This window comes from Staphylococcus sp. GDX8P80P (genome assembly GCF_017893095.1).
Lineage (GTDB): Bacteria > Bacillota > Bacilli > Staphylococcales > Staphylococcaceae > Staphylococcus > Staphylococcus borealis.
Genome location: NZ_JAESMI010000013.1, coordinates 1 through 16202, shown reverse-complemented (window position 1 = coordinate 16202; position 16202 = coordinate 1). Strand labels below are relative to the sequence as shown.

Genomic DNA, 16202 nt, shown 5'->3' with positions numbered 1-16202 from the left:
GTAGGTTGATAAGTGAGCTCGGCATAATAAAACAGGCTCATTCGTCCTTTATATTTTTTCTCAATCACTTTGTCTGAAAAATTGATATTTTTATCTTTAATTCTTAATGTTTTTAATATAGACTTACACATAGGCGCATTACCTTCCTTTTTTATTTGTTGTGGTAACTAATAATTATAGAGGTAATTGCGCTATTTTTGTATTCAAAACATAAAAATTGGACAGATGATTTTAGTCATCAGTCCAATTTATTATAGAACCTATATAATTTATGTCCTAGCCTCTTTGTCTAATTATAAAGAAAAAATCCCATTAATAAATTAATGGGATAAACACGACATAAAGTCTTGTTTTAGTAGATTCTGTAATTTTAGGTATAAGTACAAGTTAGCTAAACTTGTTCCTTACGTTTATTATATTTCTACCTTAGCATGTTAGTCAACTACTATTTTAATTAATATTAAATATTTCTTCATTCTTCCCCCCAATAATTAATTTCAATATTATGGATTATTTGAAAGTAACAATGGATCGGCGTAATTATTGAGATAATCACTTTAATCAAATAATTTGCAAGTAATAGCACTTAATAATCGCTATTTAAAATAGTTGTGCCTAAAGTACTAGCGTATTAAAACTTCAATCTTGCGGTGTAGCATCAATGTATCGTTCACTTATACTTAAAATCACAGAGTACTAAAACATTACAAGTGGAGAAAGATACGAGTTAATCGTTTCACTTATACCTAAAATTACAGAGTACTAAAACCAAAATTGTGTTGTTCCTGCAAACCCTTTTGTTTCACTTATACCTAAAATTACAGAGTACTAAAACATTTGTGACCTAAACGTTCTTGAATTACCTGTTTCACTTATACCTAAAATTACAGAGTACTAAAACTACTTGTCGTGGATAAAGTGATAACCGTCTGTTTCACTTATACCTAAAATTACAGAGTACTAAAACTAACAAACAACGACTCTTCATCTTCCTTAAGTTTCACTTATACCTAAAATTACAGAGTACTAAAACATAAGTTAGCGAATTCTACGTCATACTCAGTTTCACTTATACCTAAAATTACAGAGTACTAAAACCTGAATACGACAGGAACCTATACGTGCCTTGTTTCACTTATACCTAAAATTACAGAGTACTAAAACTGTTACTTCTACATCTTTACTTTCAGCATCGTTTCACTTATACCTAAAATTACAGAGTACTAAAACCATTCATACTCATTTCAGCGTTAATCAATGGTTTCACTTATACCTAAAATTACAGAGTACTAAAACCTTTACCTACTTTGTCATCGACACGATTAGTTTCACTTATACCTAAAATTACAGAGTACTAAAACTAAATTCTTGCTCATTAATCGTTTGTTCTGGTTTCACTTATACCTAAAATTACAGAGTACTAAAACGTAGATTCTTATTTGCTAGAATTAGACTAAGTTTCACTTATACCTAAAATTACAGAGTACTAAAACACTCAGTTAAACCTTGTACTGATACTACTAGTTTCACTTATACCTAAAATTACAGAGTACTAAAACTCTTAGATTGCCCGTCTTTACCAACTTCACGTTTCACTTATACCTAAAATTACAGAGTACTAAAACTGCTAAAAGATACAGGCTTGTTTTCTGCTTGTTTCACTTATACCTAAAATTACAGAGTACTAAAACATGTGGTTTATTCGTCCATTTTACGCAAAAGTTTCACTTATACCTAAAATTACAGAGTACTAAAACTAACTTCAAAAAAATTAGCAAGTTCATATGTTTCACTTATACCTAAAATTACAGAGTACTAAAACCGTTGCTCGCCATAAATCGTGGAAGTGCTTGTTTCACTTATACCTAAAATTACAGAGTACTAAAACTGAAAGTGATTAAGTTTGGTAATGGTCGTATGTTTCACTTATACCTAAAATTACAGAGTACTAAAACCCAATCCCCACCATTCCAAAATGAAAGCTCGTTTCACTTATACCTAAAATTACAGAGTACTAAAACCAAACATGGCCATTGCATTAACGCCTTTTGGTTTCACTTATACCTAAAATTACAGAGTACTAAAACCAGTTGGCTTGAACTCTAAGACGTTACCACGTTTCACTTATACCTAAAATTACAGAGTACTAAAACCTCTAGCAATATAAAATCGCTAAAAGAATTAGTTTATAAAAAGGTATCTCAGTGAACAAGTTAGCTAAACTCATTCACTAAGATAATAATAGATTATTATGTTAATTATAGCAAAGTAATTAATTCAACGATTGTTGATTTAAATATTTATTGATGCTTTTAGGCAGTAATTCATTTTTAATTTTCAATTCAAATTTGTGATTACAATGTTGCATATATGAAACTCCAACATATATGTCAATAGCACTAAATAACATAATTTGTGCTATTTGATAATTAGATATTATGGGATTTAATTCTAATTTATCTTGATAAGTTAAAATGAATCGGTTCAAACTTTCTTCTAGATCCCTCTTATCAAAATTAAGTGGTGCATTCCACTCTAATTCTTCCAGAAATTCAGATGTGTTTTTTTGCTTACCATCTCTTATATAGTTATTGTATTTCCATTCTTCGGATAGAAAATGTAATGATCCTGTTAATACAATTATGTTTGCATCGAGCGTTAACAACAATTCTTTCAATTTAATTTGTTCTTTAGGACTTAAATTTGCTTCAGGATATAAGTAAATCAATAATAAATGATTATTGTGTAGCTTGTTTAATTCATCAACAATTAAAGGTAGCACTTGCTCTATTCTGTTTACTAATTTTGTATAATCCTTCTTCATTTCATATTTAAAGCTTAATAACTTAATGAAATATTTAATATCTAAAGTCTTTATTTGTAAAGGTAATTCATTGTAATTAATCATCTCTAGTAAATCATTTAGAAGTTGATTAATAGAATTTAAATATCCTGAACTTTCAATGTGATTAGCAAAATCTCTTTGAAGTTTCTTATTCAAAATAGATGTGGCGCCTAATGAATGCTCAAGTTCTATTTTGTTATTATCAATAATAAAACTCTCATACTCAAGATTAGAAATTAGTTCATGATTAGTACATTCTATAATAGAAACTTCATTCTTATTTGAGTTTCTTTTTTTAAAATATTGATCAATAAGTTCAAGTATGTCCTCTTCAATGGTTTCAAATTCATTATAAATAGCAGTGTATTGGCCAATATTCAGATTCACTGTAGGTACTGCTTCAGATTTTATTTGCCATATGATATGTTCCATATTTTCTCTTATCAAAAAATAATAGTTCTATTATCACCTAATAGTTCTATATTATGATTTTCTTCTCCTAAAAGTATTTGCATATGTTGATATTGCTTTTCAGTTATCATGAGTGCCCTGACATGACCTTCTTGAGGCAGAAAAGTATTTACTTTTTTTATAGTTTGGTTTGCCGCATCTTTATTTATGACACTCTTGATATAAATTGAGTATTGCATCATTAAAAATCCATCCTCAATGAGTTGCTTTCTAAATTTACTATAAATTCTTCTTTGTTTCTTAGTTTCAACTGGTAGATCAAACATTAATAGTACTCTCATAAATCTATAACTCATAAAATGAATATTTACTCAAACTAGGAAACTTTAATGATTTAATATCACCGTCTTTAAAATACTCAATTATAGATTGCACCATGATATCAATAGCTCGAATAACCGTTTGCATTTTTCCATCAATTTCAACACGTGCATGTAATAGATTAATTATTTTTAATCTATACGCTTTCGTTAAATAGTCTTCAGGAGGATGTTTCAATAAGAACAAATCAACTAGCGCCCTAAATGGTTCAATTAAATCTGATGCTAAGTTAAAATGATTTCTCCCTCCAATATGGTGGATGCCAATTGCTGGTATTAAGCCTTTTGCGACTATCGTTCTAGCTATTGCAGCATTCAAAATAGTGTACCCATAATTTAAAACCGCATTCTCTATAAGCGCATCATTATCTCTTGTAAAATCTTTAAAGAAACTATTAAAATAGTATTTTGCAGCTTGACCCTCAATATTATTCCGATCATATATCAATACTGACTGCTTCAACTCTGTCATTTTTTGAATTCGCACAGTATCAATGTGCATATACTTCATACATTCAATTTGATTTTGAATTTTTTTCTTTACAATTGATTGCCACAATTCACTTTTACGAGCTACATCCCATTTTAATTGCGCTTTCATTTGCGTATATTGATTAAAATGACCTGATATCGGTTGTAAAGTGCATTCTGGCAAATGCTTTTGATTGCAAAAGATAACTAAAATATTATAATCCGAGAGTTCTACTAATAATCTGGATGTTAATGTAACAGTTAAATCTTCAATAACTAATGCAAAAATATCAGCTAAAGGAATCTTAGTTTCTAGATCGCCTTTTTTGATTTTCAAGCTATTTAAATTAAGTGACATGTGATTAACTTCTGTTATATACACAATTCTCCAACTCATAGCTTAGATTCCTTTTTTAAATATTAATTGTGGCTTTTCGGCGCAAGATTGATAATATCTATTTCCTAGAACGTCAGTAGATAATTTTCTAATACTTTCAACTTTTCTTCCAATTGTTTTAAAAATTCTTGGTGTTGATTTAATATTATTCATTTCACAGAATTCCGTATATTTAATGTCAGGTAAATTGAGCTCTATAGCATTTTTCTTATCATTATTGACCCCAATAATTGTATATACCTTACCATCTAGTTCAATCAAATCATTATAATAAAAACTTCCAATAAATTTAGCTTTAACATCGATACCTTTATTTAACTTTAATTTCTCGTATTTGGCTTCAGGAATATAATAATAATTATCTTTTTTAAGTACATCCAAATATGTAATGCTAACGAATTTATAACCTTTATCAGTCAGATACACATCAAAACGATACGACTTAAATGATAATTTCACAAGTTTGTTTCTCGAATTGCTGTATTGATTTGTAACATCTAAATGATTTCCAACCTTTTTACCAAACATCTTAATCGATTTAACAATTGGTCCATTATTTTTCTTGCTGTATTTAGTTAAATAGTCTCCTGTTTCTTCGTGATATTTAGCCAATGGATTTTTCTCATTAGCGTATTGCTTCATAATCACTTCTAGTTTTTCAAACGTTTTTGGATCATTTTGGTACATTAAGAATTTTTCAGGATTCTTATTAAAATGTTTTTTTAAATCTGTATTATCTTTACTATAAATATTCTTAATTGGCGAGATAATATATAAGTCATCATCTTTTACTCTTGTTGAATAAAGCGTGTCATTGATCAATTGTCTATTTGGTTTCTTATCCACTCTATGGGAATATTTAAAATCTCTAAATTCTTTAATTTCTTTTACTTGCTGTGGAATGACAAATAAACCTTGGTATTCTTCATCACTATCAACTTCAATTTTAGTTTCTATCTCTTTATGTTCTGGTTGTTCTAAAACCTTATTTGCTGCTTTTAACTTTTTATTTTCTTTAAATAAGAAATCAGCGTTAGCGATAATTAGCGCATCTTCAGCATGATGCTTATAACCATGGTTACGTTCTTTCTTGAATTCCCATACTTTTCTTAAATGATTTGTAAAGCTACCATTGATTGTTTTAACTTTAACATCCATATCATTAGCGCTGAAATATGCTTTTAAATAATTGGTTAATTCTCTTGTAGCGTATCGTGTATCAACTAGGTTTCTATTAATAAATTCTTTTTGCACCTCAAATTTATTTATATCTCGTTCTTCTAGTAAGTAGTCTTTTTTCTTCTTCGAAATTCTATCTTTTGATTTACTAAGATTTAACACGTGCTGTTTAAACTGATTATAGGATAGTTTCGCTTCTCCTGAATTTAAGTATTGGTATGGTGTACGGTTACCTTTTTTACTATTTTCTGTTTGCTTAACGAGAACTTTATTTTGATATGAATTATCAAATGATACAGATCTAGGAATAATATGGTCAACTTCATAATGATTAGGATTATTTAATAGGTCTTCCAACGGTATACTCTCAAGAGAATACAGACATTTGCCCTCTTGTTCATCATGAAGTCTAATCTTTTCAACTAATCGCTTCGCATTTTGATTACCTGTTTTTCCGATAATCTCGTTTATTCTCTGTCTTGTTTTTTCATTTTTCTTTTGTAATTCATTAATAAATTTTTGTTTATCTTTAGTATTATTCTCTCTAGCCAACTCAATTATAATATCTTTAGGAGCACCATATTTTTCTATCACTTTATTGATAACATTGATTGCTTGACCAAACGTTCTTTTAACTACTGGAGATAGTATAAACTCATCAATCATATCTTTAGGTATTTTATTTGCTTTCTTTAAGTCAATTTTTCGAGGTTTAATATTTAAATATGCAAAGATTTCCATTTGATTTCTAGAAGTATGCCATAATTCCTCTAATACCAAGTTTATACATTTTAAAGAAAGTCGGTGTGTACCGTTATAACCAGCTAAGTTAGAAATACTTTCCTTATCTATTTCATTAATTGGTTCAGCTAATTGCTCTAATTCTTTTTTAATGCTCTCTTTATCTTGGTAGATAGTTATAATTTCAGCAATTTGATCTAATAACTGAATATTTTCCAATATACTTTGGTCTTTTAGAGATTTTTTTAAATCGTGATACAGTCTAAATTCAGTAAAGTTTTCTTTGCCGGACTTAGTTATTCTATAACCTTTTATATCTTCTGGTTTTACACCTATTTCATTAGCAATTTGTTTTAAAGTAGGTTTTTTCTTTTGTTTAAAAACATTTTCAATGATGTGGTATTTTTCATGATATTCTAACTTATTTAGCCCATCTCTTTGAATTACTAAGTTATTTAAATCATTTAATGCATTAAATAAATCAGCAGAGTATGCATACTTAACGCTTCTTAATTCTTCAGGAAAGTATGTACAACGGCCCATCAAATGTTCATACCATTTCTTTAAATCAGCACCCCATCCGTAAGGACTACCTTCACCTGGACCTTCATAATATTCTCTTCTTGTCTCCACTAGTTCAATATACTTATCAATAAAACTATTATCCAAATGATGCGTTTCTTTTTGTGTTTCTAAAATTTGTCTTATTTCTTTAACAATATCTGCAGTCTTGAATCTATTTTTCTCGCCTCTAACTTTACCTTCATTGTATCTTTCAAGTAAAAGTTCACATATGAATTTATCTTTCAATAAATGATTATTTTTTGATAGCTGCTCTTTAGTGGAAAGTTCGTTTGATGCATCCTCTTCTTGATCTATAACATCTATATTATGTATACCGCGTCTTTTAGCTAAATGTAATAATGCGATTGCTAATTCATCTCTCGTTAATTTTTCTCGTAACCCTCTTACTCTTATTTCATAAGGGTTTGTTGATTGAGGCATGACATCAATAGAATCGAGTAGCTTATAATCTTTTAATAATTGTTTAACACGCTCTAATCTATGGATTCTTCGTCTTTTTAACCTTCTAGCGCCTCTTTTACTTCTACGTCCTTCATTATTTTCTACATTAGCTTCAGGGAATAACCTCACTCCGGCATCAATAATTGATTTGTCATTGTAATTTATAATGCCATATCCAACTGAAGTTATACCTATGTCTAATCCTAAAATATAATCTGTTTTCACTTTAAATCACCCACCCCTATTTTATAATTTGATTATAATTTAAAACAAAATGCGTTGTAATACTTTTTAACTAGATTTTTAAATATTTTTCTATTTTCTTAAAGTTTTATTACAAAATAATAGTGTCCCTATTCATAAAGTTCCCTATACTAATGACAAAGACAAGCGATGTATTGAATCACAAAGATTCTATAAACTTTCCCTTAGGCATGCGTCGCAACAATAGTTGCTTGGATATGAAAAAAAGCGCAAGTGCTTAGCACTTGCGCTTCGTCTTATAAACAAATTATTTATTATCGTTGTTACCTTTTACTTTATCGATAACATCGTTTGCTTTTTCTTTAACATTTTCAACAACTTCTTTAGCTTTACCAGAAGCTTTGTCGCTTTGACCTTCTTTTTCTAAATCTTTATTGTCAGTAGCATTACCAACAGTTTCTTTTAAATTACCTTTTGCTTGTTCAAATTTATCTTCAGCCATTTGAGATTCCTCCTTGATAGTCTGTATATCTTGTATAGTAATAGATACCACGCTAGAACATGTTTAAACATCCTATTCGTAAAAATTTAATTTTTTCATTTTACATATGAGTTCAACTATAATGATAATGAAATAAATCAATTTAAGGAGTAGTTATAATGAAATTCATTAATTTTACCGCAATGACTGAAAGTGGCCTCACTAAAAAGGTAAATCGTTTCTTAGAAGAAAATCCATACATCGAAGTTATAAAATTTGACTATACAATGGGATCTGGCGGGCAAGGTGTCGGCATACTGTATAAAGATAGAAAATCTTTCTAAATTAAAGGAGTGGACAGAATTCTTTTAAAATTCGTCGTCCACTCCTAGCTTGCTTTACTTGTAGCATTTCTTAATGAAATTCTCTTGGCTAGGGCTCGGCGCCCTCAAGGTTGACTAGAACTGAAAAAGTTTAATTTAAGCGCTTTTCCAGTTCAGTCAGCTACTATGAATTTGCAAAATAGCTTCATTATATTATTGATGTCCCAGCCTCTATGCTTACTTCGCTGGTACAACTGCACCTTTGTATTTATCTTTAATGAAGTCTTGAATCTCTTTAGATTGTAATACTTCCATTAAAGCTTTGATTTTTTCATCATCTTTATGTCCTTTTTGAACTGCAATTAAGTTTGCGTATGGGTTGTTGTTTGCTTTTTCAACAGCAATTGAATCTTTTTGTGGACTTAATCCTTGATCAATTGCATAGTTAGAGTTGATGATTGCAGCATCTACATCTTCGTTTTGATAGATTTTTGGAAGATATTCTGCTGATTGTTTACTGTTAAATTTAATGTCTTTTTTGTTTTCAGTGATATCTTCGAATTTAGCATCTTCGATTTTTACACCTTTTTTGATTTTAATTAATCCTTCATCAACAAAGAATTTTAAGAAACGACCTTGCTCTGCTGGGTTGTTTGAAACATATACCGTTGCACCTTTAGGAAGGTCTTTTAAACTTTTATATTTTTTAGAGTAAACAGCCATTGGTTCTAAGTGAACTTTACCTGCATCTTCAATTTTGTATCCTTTTTCTTTACTTTCAGTTTTTAAGTAAGGTACGTGTTGGAAATAGTTCGCGTCTAGTTCACCTTTATCTAACAATTTGTTTGGTGTCGTATAATCGTTAATCGTTTTGATTTCTAGATCATAGCCTTTCTCTTTAAGTAAAGGTTTCGCTTTTTCTAGAATTTCAGCGTGTGGTGCTGGAGAAGCACCTACAACGATTTTCTTATCTTTGTCCCCACTACCATTGCCACAAGCTGCTAAAACGACAGTTAATGTTAGTACTAAAATTAAGCTTAAAAGTTTTTTCATTGAATCATTCCTCTTTTCTTTTAGCGTTTGTCAATTTTATTTGTAATCCAATCCCCAATAAATTGGATTATAAATACGATAATTAAAATAAATACAGTTGAAACTAAAATGACATCATTTTGGTTACGCGTGAATCCTGTTAAGTAAGCTAAGTTACCTAAACCACCTGCACCAATAACACCTGCAATTGCAGTAGATCCAACTAATGCGATCGCTGTTACGGTAATACCTGAAACGAGTGCTGGCATTGCTTCTGGTAATAATACTTTACGAACAACCGTCCAAGTACTTGCTCCCATTGACCAAGCCGCTTCTATAACACCTTTATCTATCTCTTTAAAAGCAATTTCAACTAATCTTGCATAGAATGGCGCTGCGCCGATGACTAATGCTGGTAAAGCACCCGTTGGACCACTTATTGTTCCGAGTAAGACACTTGTAAATGGAATTAATAACAAGATTAAGATGATAAATGGAATTGCTCGGAACAGGTTAACTATAAATGAAACGATACTATAAAAGACTCTAGCACCTTTCGAATTACTCTTGGCTGATAGGAATAAAAGTACACCTAAAATCAAACCAAAAATAAATGCGAAAATCGTCGAAACAATAGTCATATAAAGCGTTTCATAAATGGCTTGCCATACTTCTGGCCACTGGACGTTAGGCATTGTAATCATCTCTTTAAAAATATCACTGTATGATTTATCCATGCTTAACCACCTCCACATTTACATGTTGCTGATGTAAATCTTCTTTAAATGTCTCAAATTCTGTTTCAGCAATATGTGGTATGTGAACCACTAAGAAACCTACTGCACCGCCACGTGTGTTTTTGATATTTGCCTCAAGAATATTGATATCAATGTTATGTGTTTTACTTATGTACGAAACAACGGGTTCTGTCGTATTATCACCATTGAAATTAAGTCTAACGATATAAGCATCTGAATCTAACGGTTCAAGATGTTGGATAGATTCTTCAAAATCATCATCTAAATCATCTTTCACGAAGCGTTTGGTCACTTCGTGTTGTGGATTTTCAAATACTTGCGTTACTTTACCTTGCTCTATCACTCGTCCGCTTTCCATGACTGCTACTTCATCACAAACACGTCTAATAACGTGCATTTCATGTGTAATTATCACAATTGTAAGATTTTCGCGTGCTTTAATCTTTAACAGTAAGTCTAATATTTCATCTGTTGTTTGTGGGTCTAATGCACTAGTAGCTTCGTCACATAATAGAACATCTGGTTCGTTTGCCAGAGCTCGTGCGATGCCGACTCTTTGTTTCTGACCACCTGACAATTCAGAAGGATAAGCATTTTCTCGTCCCTTCAAACCAACAAGATCAATTAATTCTCGTGCTCTTTCAATTGCTTTACCTTTAGAGTATCCTGCAATTTCTAACGGGAACATAATATTGCGAAGTACCGTTCTTGACCATAATAAGTTAAAGTGTTGGAATACCATACTTACTTTTTGACGTTTTTTTCTTAATTCTGCTTTTGAAAGTTTGTTAATATTATCGCCATCTATAATAATATCGCCAGATGTAGGCGCTTCTAGATTATTGAACATTCTAATTAACGTACTTTTACCAGCACCAGAGAATCCGATAACTCCAAAAATAGAGCCCGTTTCTATATTTAAGTTAACGTGATCAACTGCTAGTACATCCTTATCTTTTGTGTGATAGCGTTTAACAACTTGATTTAACTTAATCACGTTTAGTGCCTCCTTAAAATTCATTATGTAATTAAAAAAATGCTTTCTCACTTTAGATTAAGTTGAGAAAGCATTGATTCATCTTTCTCTCATCTTCTAAAGTAATTAACTTTATGTGAATTGGCACCATTTCTAATATTAGACGGTTGCCGGGCTTCATAGGGCACATCCCTCCACCTCTCTTGATAAGAGTTTTCGCACTATTTAATTAATTTATATCCTACCATTGCACTATAATTTCGTCAACAATTATTTTAATTTTTCTAACAAATAAGGTACAGATTGAAATGCATAAATTCTATCTATCTCTATGTCCTTATTCATAACAATTAGAACAGGTACTGACATAATTTTGTTACGTTCACTATATTTAGGATGGTAATTCAAATCGATTTTTTTAACGGATAAATGTAGTATTTCATTCGCAATATCGAGCATTCGCTCAGACATTTTACAAGTACCACACATCGGTGTGTATCCGAAAATGAGGTGTTTATCTTTATTAAAATTCTCACTAATATCTTCAATTTCTACAGATTTACTCATGCATGATTACTAACCTTTCAGTCGTTAAATTGGGAATTAGACGTTTTTCTTTACGTACTGTAAAGCCATGTTTACTCAATACATGCGCAAGATAGTTCTTGGGACATCTAGCAACTTCACAATATGTTTTATCAACATAAATATGTTCACATTCACTAAGATGACGTTTAAACCACTTTCTTATCTTTTCACCTTCGTCATCTGAATCTGCTAGCACAAAGACTTGCTTGTCATATAATGTTTCAATCATGTCATCTAATTTATCAATACTCATTGTACCATGCGTACAAATAATATTGATAGGTTCAGCGATGACTTGTTGTACTCTCTTCTTATCAGATTTACCTTCAACAATAATAACTTTATTTAAAATTGCCATGTTAATCCACCTTCTAAGTCGATAATAAACAATCAGTTACTTCTTCACAGAACGCGAATACCTTAAACATCATTTACAATTACTTAACAATGTACGCAATTAAAGACGCCATACCAAACTGAGATGATTACTTTATAGATAAAAAGACAAAATAAAAACTCCATGATCGCAATCAAGGAGTTTAAATTAATTATTCACCAATCATTTCTTTGTATTGATCAGCTGATAATAATTCATCTAATTGACTTTCATCGCTAAGTTCAACTTTAACCATCCATGCTTTCTCATATGGTGATTCGTTAACAAACTCAGGACTATCTTCTAATTCTTCATTTGATTCTACAACTTTACCAGATACTGGCGCATATAATTCAGAAACAGTTTTAACTGATTCTACGCTACCAAAAGTATCCCCTTCGTTGATTTCATCATCTACTTCTGGTAATTCAACAAATACGATGTCACCTAATTCGCCTTGTGCGTATTCAGTGATACCAATTGTTACTGTGTTGCCTTCAACTTTTACCCATTCATGTTCTTTTGAATATTTTAATTCGCTCGGTACTGCCACGAGAATCCCCTCCTAAAATTAATTACAATTTAATGATGCCATACAGTAAGGTTTCATTCAACTATTAAAGTAAAAGTTACAATAATTTATATAAATAAAATTTGTAATTTTAAACTATAACCAAATTTCTTTGTATTGATCTTCTTTAAATCCTAATGTGATGTTTTCTCCAGAAATAGCTAGTGGTCGTTTAACTAACATGCCATCTGAAGCTAATAGATTTAATTTTTCATCAGTAGATAAATCTTTTAATTTATCTTTTAAACCTAATTCTCTATATTTTGCACCATGCGTATTAAATAGTTTATTAACTTCTACACCTGTTTTATCGATAATGTCTTCAAACTCTTTTTTAGTTGGTGTGTGTTGTACAATGTCAATCGGTTCATAACTTACGCCATGCGCATCTAAAAATTTTGCTGCTTTTTTACAAGTTGTGCAATTTGAATATTGATAAAATTTAATCATTCAGATGTAACCTCCTATTTCGTCTTATTTTAAATATATCAGATAATCTATGTAAACGCTCTATATTTTAAGCTTAATTTTTCATTTAAAGTAAATTATTCGTTATAATACTTTTAGTATTAATTAAAAGGAGCGTTTATTATGCAAAGTATTACTACAACTGATGCGTTTAAATCAACAATCGAAAGTGATAAACCCGTTATCGTTAAATTTGAAGCCGGTTGGTGTCCTGATTGTAAAGCAATGGATATGTGGATTGATCCAATCGTTGAAAAGTATAACGATTACGATTGGTACACTGTAGATCGTGATGAACTTGAAGATGTAGCTGCAGAAAATGATGTAATGGGTATTCCTAGTTTATTAGTATTTGAAAATGGTAATAAACGCGCACATTTACATTCTGCAAATGCTAAATCACCTGAACAAGTAGAATCATTTTTAGATGAAACGTTTAATAAATAGGACGTAGCAACGAAAAATAATTTAAACATTTAGTCGTTATATTACGTCGTAGTTGACTGAACTTGAGATAAGATTGTCTTTCAGACCTTGTCAATTTGGTCAGTTTCTAACTCAAATAAGTAGGCTGGGACAATATAAAATGTCTCAGCCTACTTATCGTTTTAGCAATAACTCACTGGTTTGAAAATGCGCTTAAATCAAGCTTTTCTTAGTTCTAGTCATCCTTGCGGGGGTGGGACGACGAATTTAAAAGAATTCTGTCCCACTCCCTACTTATCGTTTTAGCAATAACTCACTGGTTTGAAAATGCGCTTAAATCAATTTCTTTCAAACCTAGTCATGCTTGTCGCCGGGCCTAAGTAAAGAGAATTTTATCAAGAAATTCTCTTTACTGAAGAGGGACGACGAATGTATTTTATTTCTGTCCTACTCTCCCCGTTCATTCTAATACTTAGAAATTAAATGTTTATTTTTACGTGGTGCTTTTGGTGGCACTTCTGCTAAATCTGTTAAATATAGGAAACCTGCAATAACTTCGTCTCCTTGTACACCAAATACTTTTCGAACTTTAGGTTCAAAAATATAAGGTGGTGTCTTCCAACATGTACCAATACCTTGTTCATGCAATAGTAGCATTAAATTTTGAGCATACGCACCCATCGCAAAGAAGTTTTCGCGATTTTGTCGTTGTCTTGGATCTGTTTTAAGCACGAGTACTAACATGCCACCCAAATTAGTCACATTCTGGTAATGGTCTTCTTGTTTATCAGGGTCATTTGGAAAAGCAAAATGCGTAACATCTCTACTCATCTCACCTAATCTATCCTTAGCTATATGGATAATTCTCCATGGTTCTCGCATTCCATGGTTTGGAGCATCTGCTGCTTTCTCAATCGCTTGATAAAGCTTATTGTCATCAATAGTCATATCATGTTTAAATTTCTTAATACTTCTTCTTGAAGCAATTGCTTCTTGTAGTTCCACAATTATCGCCCCTTATTATTGATAATTCTTCTCAATTATAAAGCCTTTGCCACTTAATTTCAAATGACTATTAATGATTCTCATAAAATAGTAATTGCTGTTTTAAACGATTGATATGTATTTGTCCTGGCGCTTGAGGTTCACCTAAACATCCATATGATACTGTACCGCCAAATACACCTTGCGCAGTTCTACTCACTAAACCAGTACTAGACATTGAAATACCAATCACTTTCGCATCTAATGTATCTGCACTTGCTGCCATTGCTTCAAGTAACGTAACCACATCTTCTTTGCCATGTGGCATCACAGCGATTTTGACATAATCAGGATTTAATTGATTCATTTTATAATAAGTAAATTTTAATATATCTGTTTCAGGCGTTTCTTCAAAATTGTGATATGAAATGACAACTTGTTTATTGTTTTGATGTGCTAAGTTGACTAATTCTCGGTATGCACTTACATCAAAATCACTATCCCATTCAATATCAATCATATGGCAATGATGATCTTTGATAATGTTGTTCAATAAAGCCATGTAGCTTTCATACGACATTTCACCTTGGCCACCTTGTGACTGCGTACGATATGTTACTAGAACTTTAACGCTCAAATTCATATCTTGTAGACGCTTGAGATTGGATTCAAGTAACTCAAGATGTTGTTGTTTCCATTGATCAATTCGTAATTCTAGTATATCCATATCTTCACTAAAGGCCTGAATATCATCTAGTGTTGCTGTATCCAATAATTGATTCGGAGCTACTGTTGCAGCCACTTCAACGTTAGTCATAAAGTTTCCTTCTTCCTAAATTAAACTTGCATTTATTTTAAACTATTGTCAGTCTATCTCCAACCTCAAGTTACTTACTTTATCGATTAATTTACTATTTAATGATTTAATATTTTATAAATGGGTAGATAATGATTGTATACGAATTTAGGAGGTAATAATAATGGCAGTTCAATATGAAACAAAAGCAACAAACGTTGGTGGACGTAAAGGACATGTAAACACTGACGATAATGCAATAAATGTAGATGTATTACCACCACAACAAGCGGACGGAAAAGCAACTAACCCTGAACAATTATTTGCAGCTGGTTACGCTTCATGCTTTAATGGTGCATTTGACCTTATCTTAAAACAAAATAAAGTGCGTGGCGCTGAGCCAGAAGTAACTTTAACTGTACGCCTTGAAGATGATCCTGATGCAGAAAGTCCAAAACTAAGTGTAGCAATCGATGCTAAAGTAAAAAATGTATTGTCTCAAGAAGACGCTGAAAAATATTTACAAGATGCACATGAATTCTGTCCATATTCTAAAGCAACACGCGGTAATATCGACGTTGACTTAAATGTGGAAGTTGTAGAATAATTGCATTTTAAATAAATACAGTCTGGGACATAAATAATATAATCATGCTAATTAGCAAATTCGCAGTAGCTGACTGAACTGAGAAGGCGCTTAAATCAAGCTTTTCTCAGTTATAGTCATCCTTGCGGAGGTGGGCGGGGCCCCAACACAAAAAATCACGAA

At 31.3% G+C, this 16202-nt stretch carries 17 protein-coding genes, 1 pseudogene, 1 CRISPR repeat array and 1 riboswitch; of the genes and pseudogenes, 3 read left to right on the top strand and 15 right to left on the bottom strand.

The genetic code is table 11. The features are described 5' to 3' along the window. From KA858_RS01730 to KA858_RS01705, 6 genes and pseudogenes are all read right to left on the bottom strand, one after another. Window positions 1-131, bottom strand: a pseudogene (locus KA858_RS01730) (ISL3 family transposase); the annotation flags it as partial. 536 nt (window positions 132-667) lie between these two features. Then, window positions 668-2153: direct repeats of the CRISPR family, unit length 36 nt; unit sequence GTTTCACTTATACCTAAAATTACAGAGTACTAAAAC. Window positions 2154-2272: 119 nt separating this feature from the next. After that, window positions 2273-3277, bottom strand: coding sequence for a hypothetical protein (locus KA858_RS01725; RefSeq protein WP_210134853.1), 1005 nt, complete (start codon window positions 3275-3277; stop codon window positions 2273-2275). An 11-nt stretch (window positions 3278-3288) separates the two neighbouring features. Beyond that, window positions 3289-3597, bottom strand: coding sequence for a CRISPR-associated endonuclease Cas2 (gene cas2, locus KA858_RS01720; RefSeq protein WP_193839594.1), 309 nt, complete (start codon window positions 3595-3597; stop codon window positions 3289-3291). Window positions 3598-3601: 4 nt separating this feature from the next. Beyond that, on the bottom strand, window positions 3602-4504 hold the full coding sequence (gene cas1, locus KA858_RS01715) for a type II CRISPR-associated endonuclease Cas1 (protein ID WP_210134852.1): 903 nt from the start codon (window positions 4502-4504) through the stop codon (window positions 3602-3604). A 3-nt stretch (window positions 4505-4507) separates the two neighbouring features. After that, window positions 4508-7675 (bottom strand): type II CRISPR RNA-guided endonuclease Cas9, encoded by a 3168-nt coding sequence (gene cas9, locus KA858_RS13025; protein WP_210134851.1) that lies wholly within the window; start codon window positions 7673-7675, stop codon window positions 4508-4510. Between the two features lie 286 nt (window positions 7676-7961). Then, a complete protein-coding gene (locus tag KA858_RS01705; RefSeq protein ID WP_053029845.1) occupies window positions 7962-8156 on the bottom strand; it encodes a CsbD family protein in 195 nt (64 codons plus the stop codon). Between the two features lie 158 nt (window positions 8157-8314). Here KA858_RS01705 and KA858_RS01700 point away from each other — a divergent pair, with 158 nt between their 5' ends. Beyond that, window positions 8315-8479, top strand: coding sequence for a hypothetical protein (locus KA858_RS01700; RefSeq protein ID WP_016931019.1), 165 nt, complete (start codon window positions 8315-8317; stop codon window positions 8477-8479). A 216-nt stretch (window positions 8480-8695) separates the two neighbouring features. Here KA858_RS01700 and KA858_RS01695 read toward each other — a convergent pair whose 3' ends face one another. The 7 genes from KA858_RS01695 to KA858_RS01665 form a co-directional block, all read right to left on the bottom strand. Then, the gene (locus KA858_RS01695) at window positions 8696-9511 is read right to left on the bottom strand and encodes a MetQ/NlpA family ABC transporter substrate-binding protein (RefSeq protein ID WP_053029847.1); all 816 of its coding nucleotides are present in this window, start codon (window positions 9509-9511) and stop codon (window positions 8696-8698) included. Window positions 9512-9531: 20 nt separating this feature from the next. Next, complete coding sequence (locus KA858_RS01690; protein ID WP_107630010.1) at window positions 9532-10227, bottom strand: methionine ABC transporter permease; 696 nt, start codon at window positions 10225-10227, stop codon at window positions 9532-9534. Next, window positions 10220-11245, bottom strand: a complete 1026-nt coding sequence (locus KA858_RS01685) for a methionine ABC transporter ATP-binding protein (protein ID WP_053029849.1) — start codon at window positions 11243-11245, stop codon at window positions 10220-10222. Before KA858_RS01685 ends, KA858_RS01690 begins: the two co-directional genes overlap by 8 nt. An 86-nt stretch (window positions 11246-11331) precedes the next feature. Further along, a riboswitch (SAM riboswitch) is annotated at window positions 11332-11437 on the bottom strand. Window positions 11438-11494: 57 nt separating this feature from the next. After that, window positions 11495-11791, bottom strand: a complete 297-nt coding sequence (locus KA858_RS01680) for a thioredoxin family protein (protein ID WP_210134850.1) — start codon at window positions 11789-11791, stop codon at window positions 11495-11497. Beyond that, complete coding sequence (locus KA858_RS01675) at window positions 11784-12170, bottom strand: toprim domain-containing protein (protein WP_053029854.1); 387 nt, start codon at window positions 12168-12170, stop codon at window positions 11784-11786. Before KA858_RS01675 ends, KA858_RS01680 begins: the two co-directional genes overlap by 8 nt. A gap of 190 nt (window positions 12171-12360) precedes the next feature. Next, window positions 12361-12741, bottom strand: coding sequence for a glycine cleavage system protein GcvH (gene gcvH / locus KA858_RS01670; protein ID WP_053029855.1), 381 nt, complete (start codon window positions 12739-12741; stop codon window positions 12361-12363). A 114-nt stretch (window positions 12742-12855) separates the two neighbouring features. Beyond that, window positions 12856-13209 (bottom strand): arsenate reductase family protein, encoded by a 354-nt coding sequence (locus KA858_RS01665; RefSeq protein ID WP_053029856.1) that lies wholly within the window; start codon window positions 13207-13209, stop codon window positions 12856-12858. Window positions 13210-13350: 141 nt separating this feature from the next. On the opposite strand from KA858_RS01665, the gene KA858_RS01660 reads away from it, so the two are divergent. After that, on the top strand, window positions 13351-13674 hold the full coding sequence (locus KA858_RS01660) for a thioredoxin family protein (protein ID WP_210134849.1): 324 nt from the start codon (window positions 13351-13353) through the stop codon (window positions 13672-13674). A 444-nt stretch (window positions 13675-14118) separates the two neighbouring features. Here KA858_RS01660 and KA858_RS01655 read toward each other — a convergent pair whose 3' ends face one another. Together KA858_RS01655 and aroD are read right to left on the bottom strand one after the other, a co-directional pair. After that, window positions 14119-14658 carry a nitroreductase family protein gene (locus KA858_RS01655; protein WP_210134848.1) on the bottom strand — a complete coding sequence of 180 codons (540 nt, stop codon included), beginning with the start codon at window positions 14656-14658 and terminating at the stop codon, window positions 14119-14121. A 70-nt stretch (window positions 14659-14728) separates the two neighbouring features. After that, complete coding sequence (aroD, locus tag KA858_RS01650; RefSeq protein WP_210134847.1) at window positions 14729-15454, bottom strand: type I 3-dehydroquinate dehydratase; 726 nt, start codon at window positions 15452-15454, stop codon at window positions 14729-14731. Between the two features lie 163 nt (window positions 15455-15617). On the opposite strand from aroD, the gene KA858_RS01645 reads away from it, so the two are divergent. Beyond that, entirely contained in the window at window positions 15618-16040 is a 423-nt protein-coding gene (locus tag KA858_RS01645; RefSeq protein ID WP_053029860.1) for an organic hydroperoxide resistance protein, read from the top strand. Window positions 16041-16202: the final 162 nt, after the last annotated feature.

Excerpts from the sequence above, each read along its gene's own strand:
- KA858_RS01705 (WP_053029845.1), bottom strand. The coding sequence starts at position 8,156 with ATGGCTGAAGATAAATTTGAACAAGCAAAAGGTAATTTAAAAGAAACT.
- cas1 (WP_210134852.1), bottom strand. The coding sequence starts at position 4,504 with ATGAGTTGGAGAATTGTGTATATAACAGAAGTTAATCACATGTCACTT.
- KA858_RS01665 (WP_053029856.1), bottom strand. The coding sequence starts at position 13,209 with ATGATTAAATTTTATCAATATTCAAATTGCACAACTTGTAAAAAAGCA.
- KA858_RS01725 (WP_210134853.1), bottom strand. The coding sequence starts at position 3,277 with ATGGAACATATCATATGGCAAATAAAATCTGAAGCAGTACCTACAGTG.
- KA858_RS01660 (WP_210134849.1), top strand. The coding sequence starts at position 13,351 with ATGCAAAGTATTACTACAACTGATGCGTTTAAATCAACAATCGAAAGT.
- KA858_RS01695 (WP_053029847.1), bottom strand. The coding sequence starts at position 9,511 with ATGAAAAAACTTTTAAGCTTAATTTTAGTACTAACATTAACTGTCGTT.
- KA858_RS01645 (WP_053029860.1), top strand. The coding sequence starts at position 15,618 with ATGGCAGTTCAATATGAAACAAAAGCAACAAACGTTGGTGGACGTAAA.
- KA858_RS01680 (WP_210134850.1), bottom strand. The coding sequence starts at position 11,791 with ATGAGTAAATCTGTAGAAATTGAAGATATTAGTGAGAATTTTAATAAA.
- cas2 (WP_193839594.1), bottom strand. The coding sequence starts at position 3,597 with ATGAGAGTACTATTAATGTTTGATCTACCAGTTGAAACTAAGAAACAA.
- KA858_RS01690 (WP_107630010.1), bottom strand. The coding sequence starts at position 10,227 with ATGGATAAATCATACAGTGATATTTTTAAAGAGATGATTACAATGCCT.
- aroD (WP_210134847.1), bottom strand. The coding sequence starts at position 15,454 with ATGACTAACGTTGAAGTGGCTGCAACAGTAGCTCCGAATCAATTATTG.
- KA858_RS01675 (WP_053029854.1), bottom strand. The coding sequence starts at position 12,170 with ATGGCAATTTTAAATAAAGTTATTATTGTTGAAGGTAAATCTGATAAG.
- KA858_RS01700 (WP_016931019.1), top strand. The coding sequence starts at position 8,315 with ATGAAATTCATTAATTTTACCGCAATGACTGAAAGTGGCCTCACTAAA.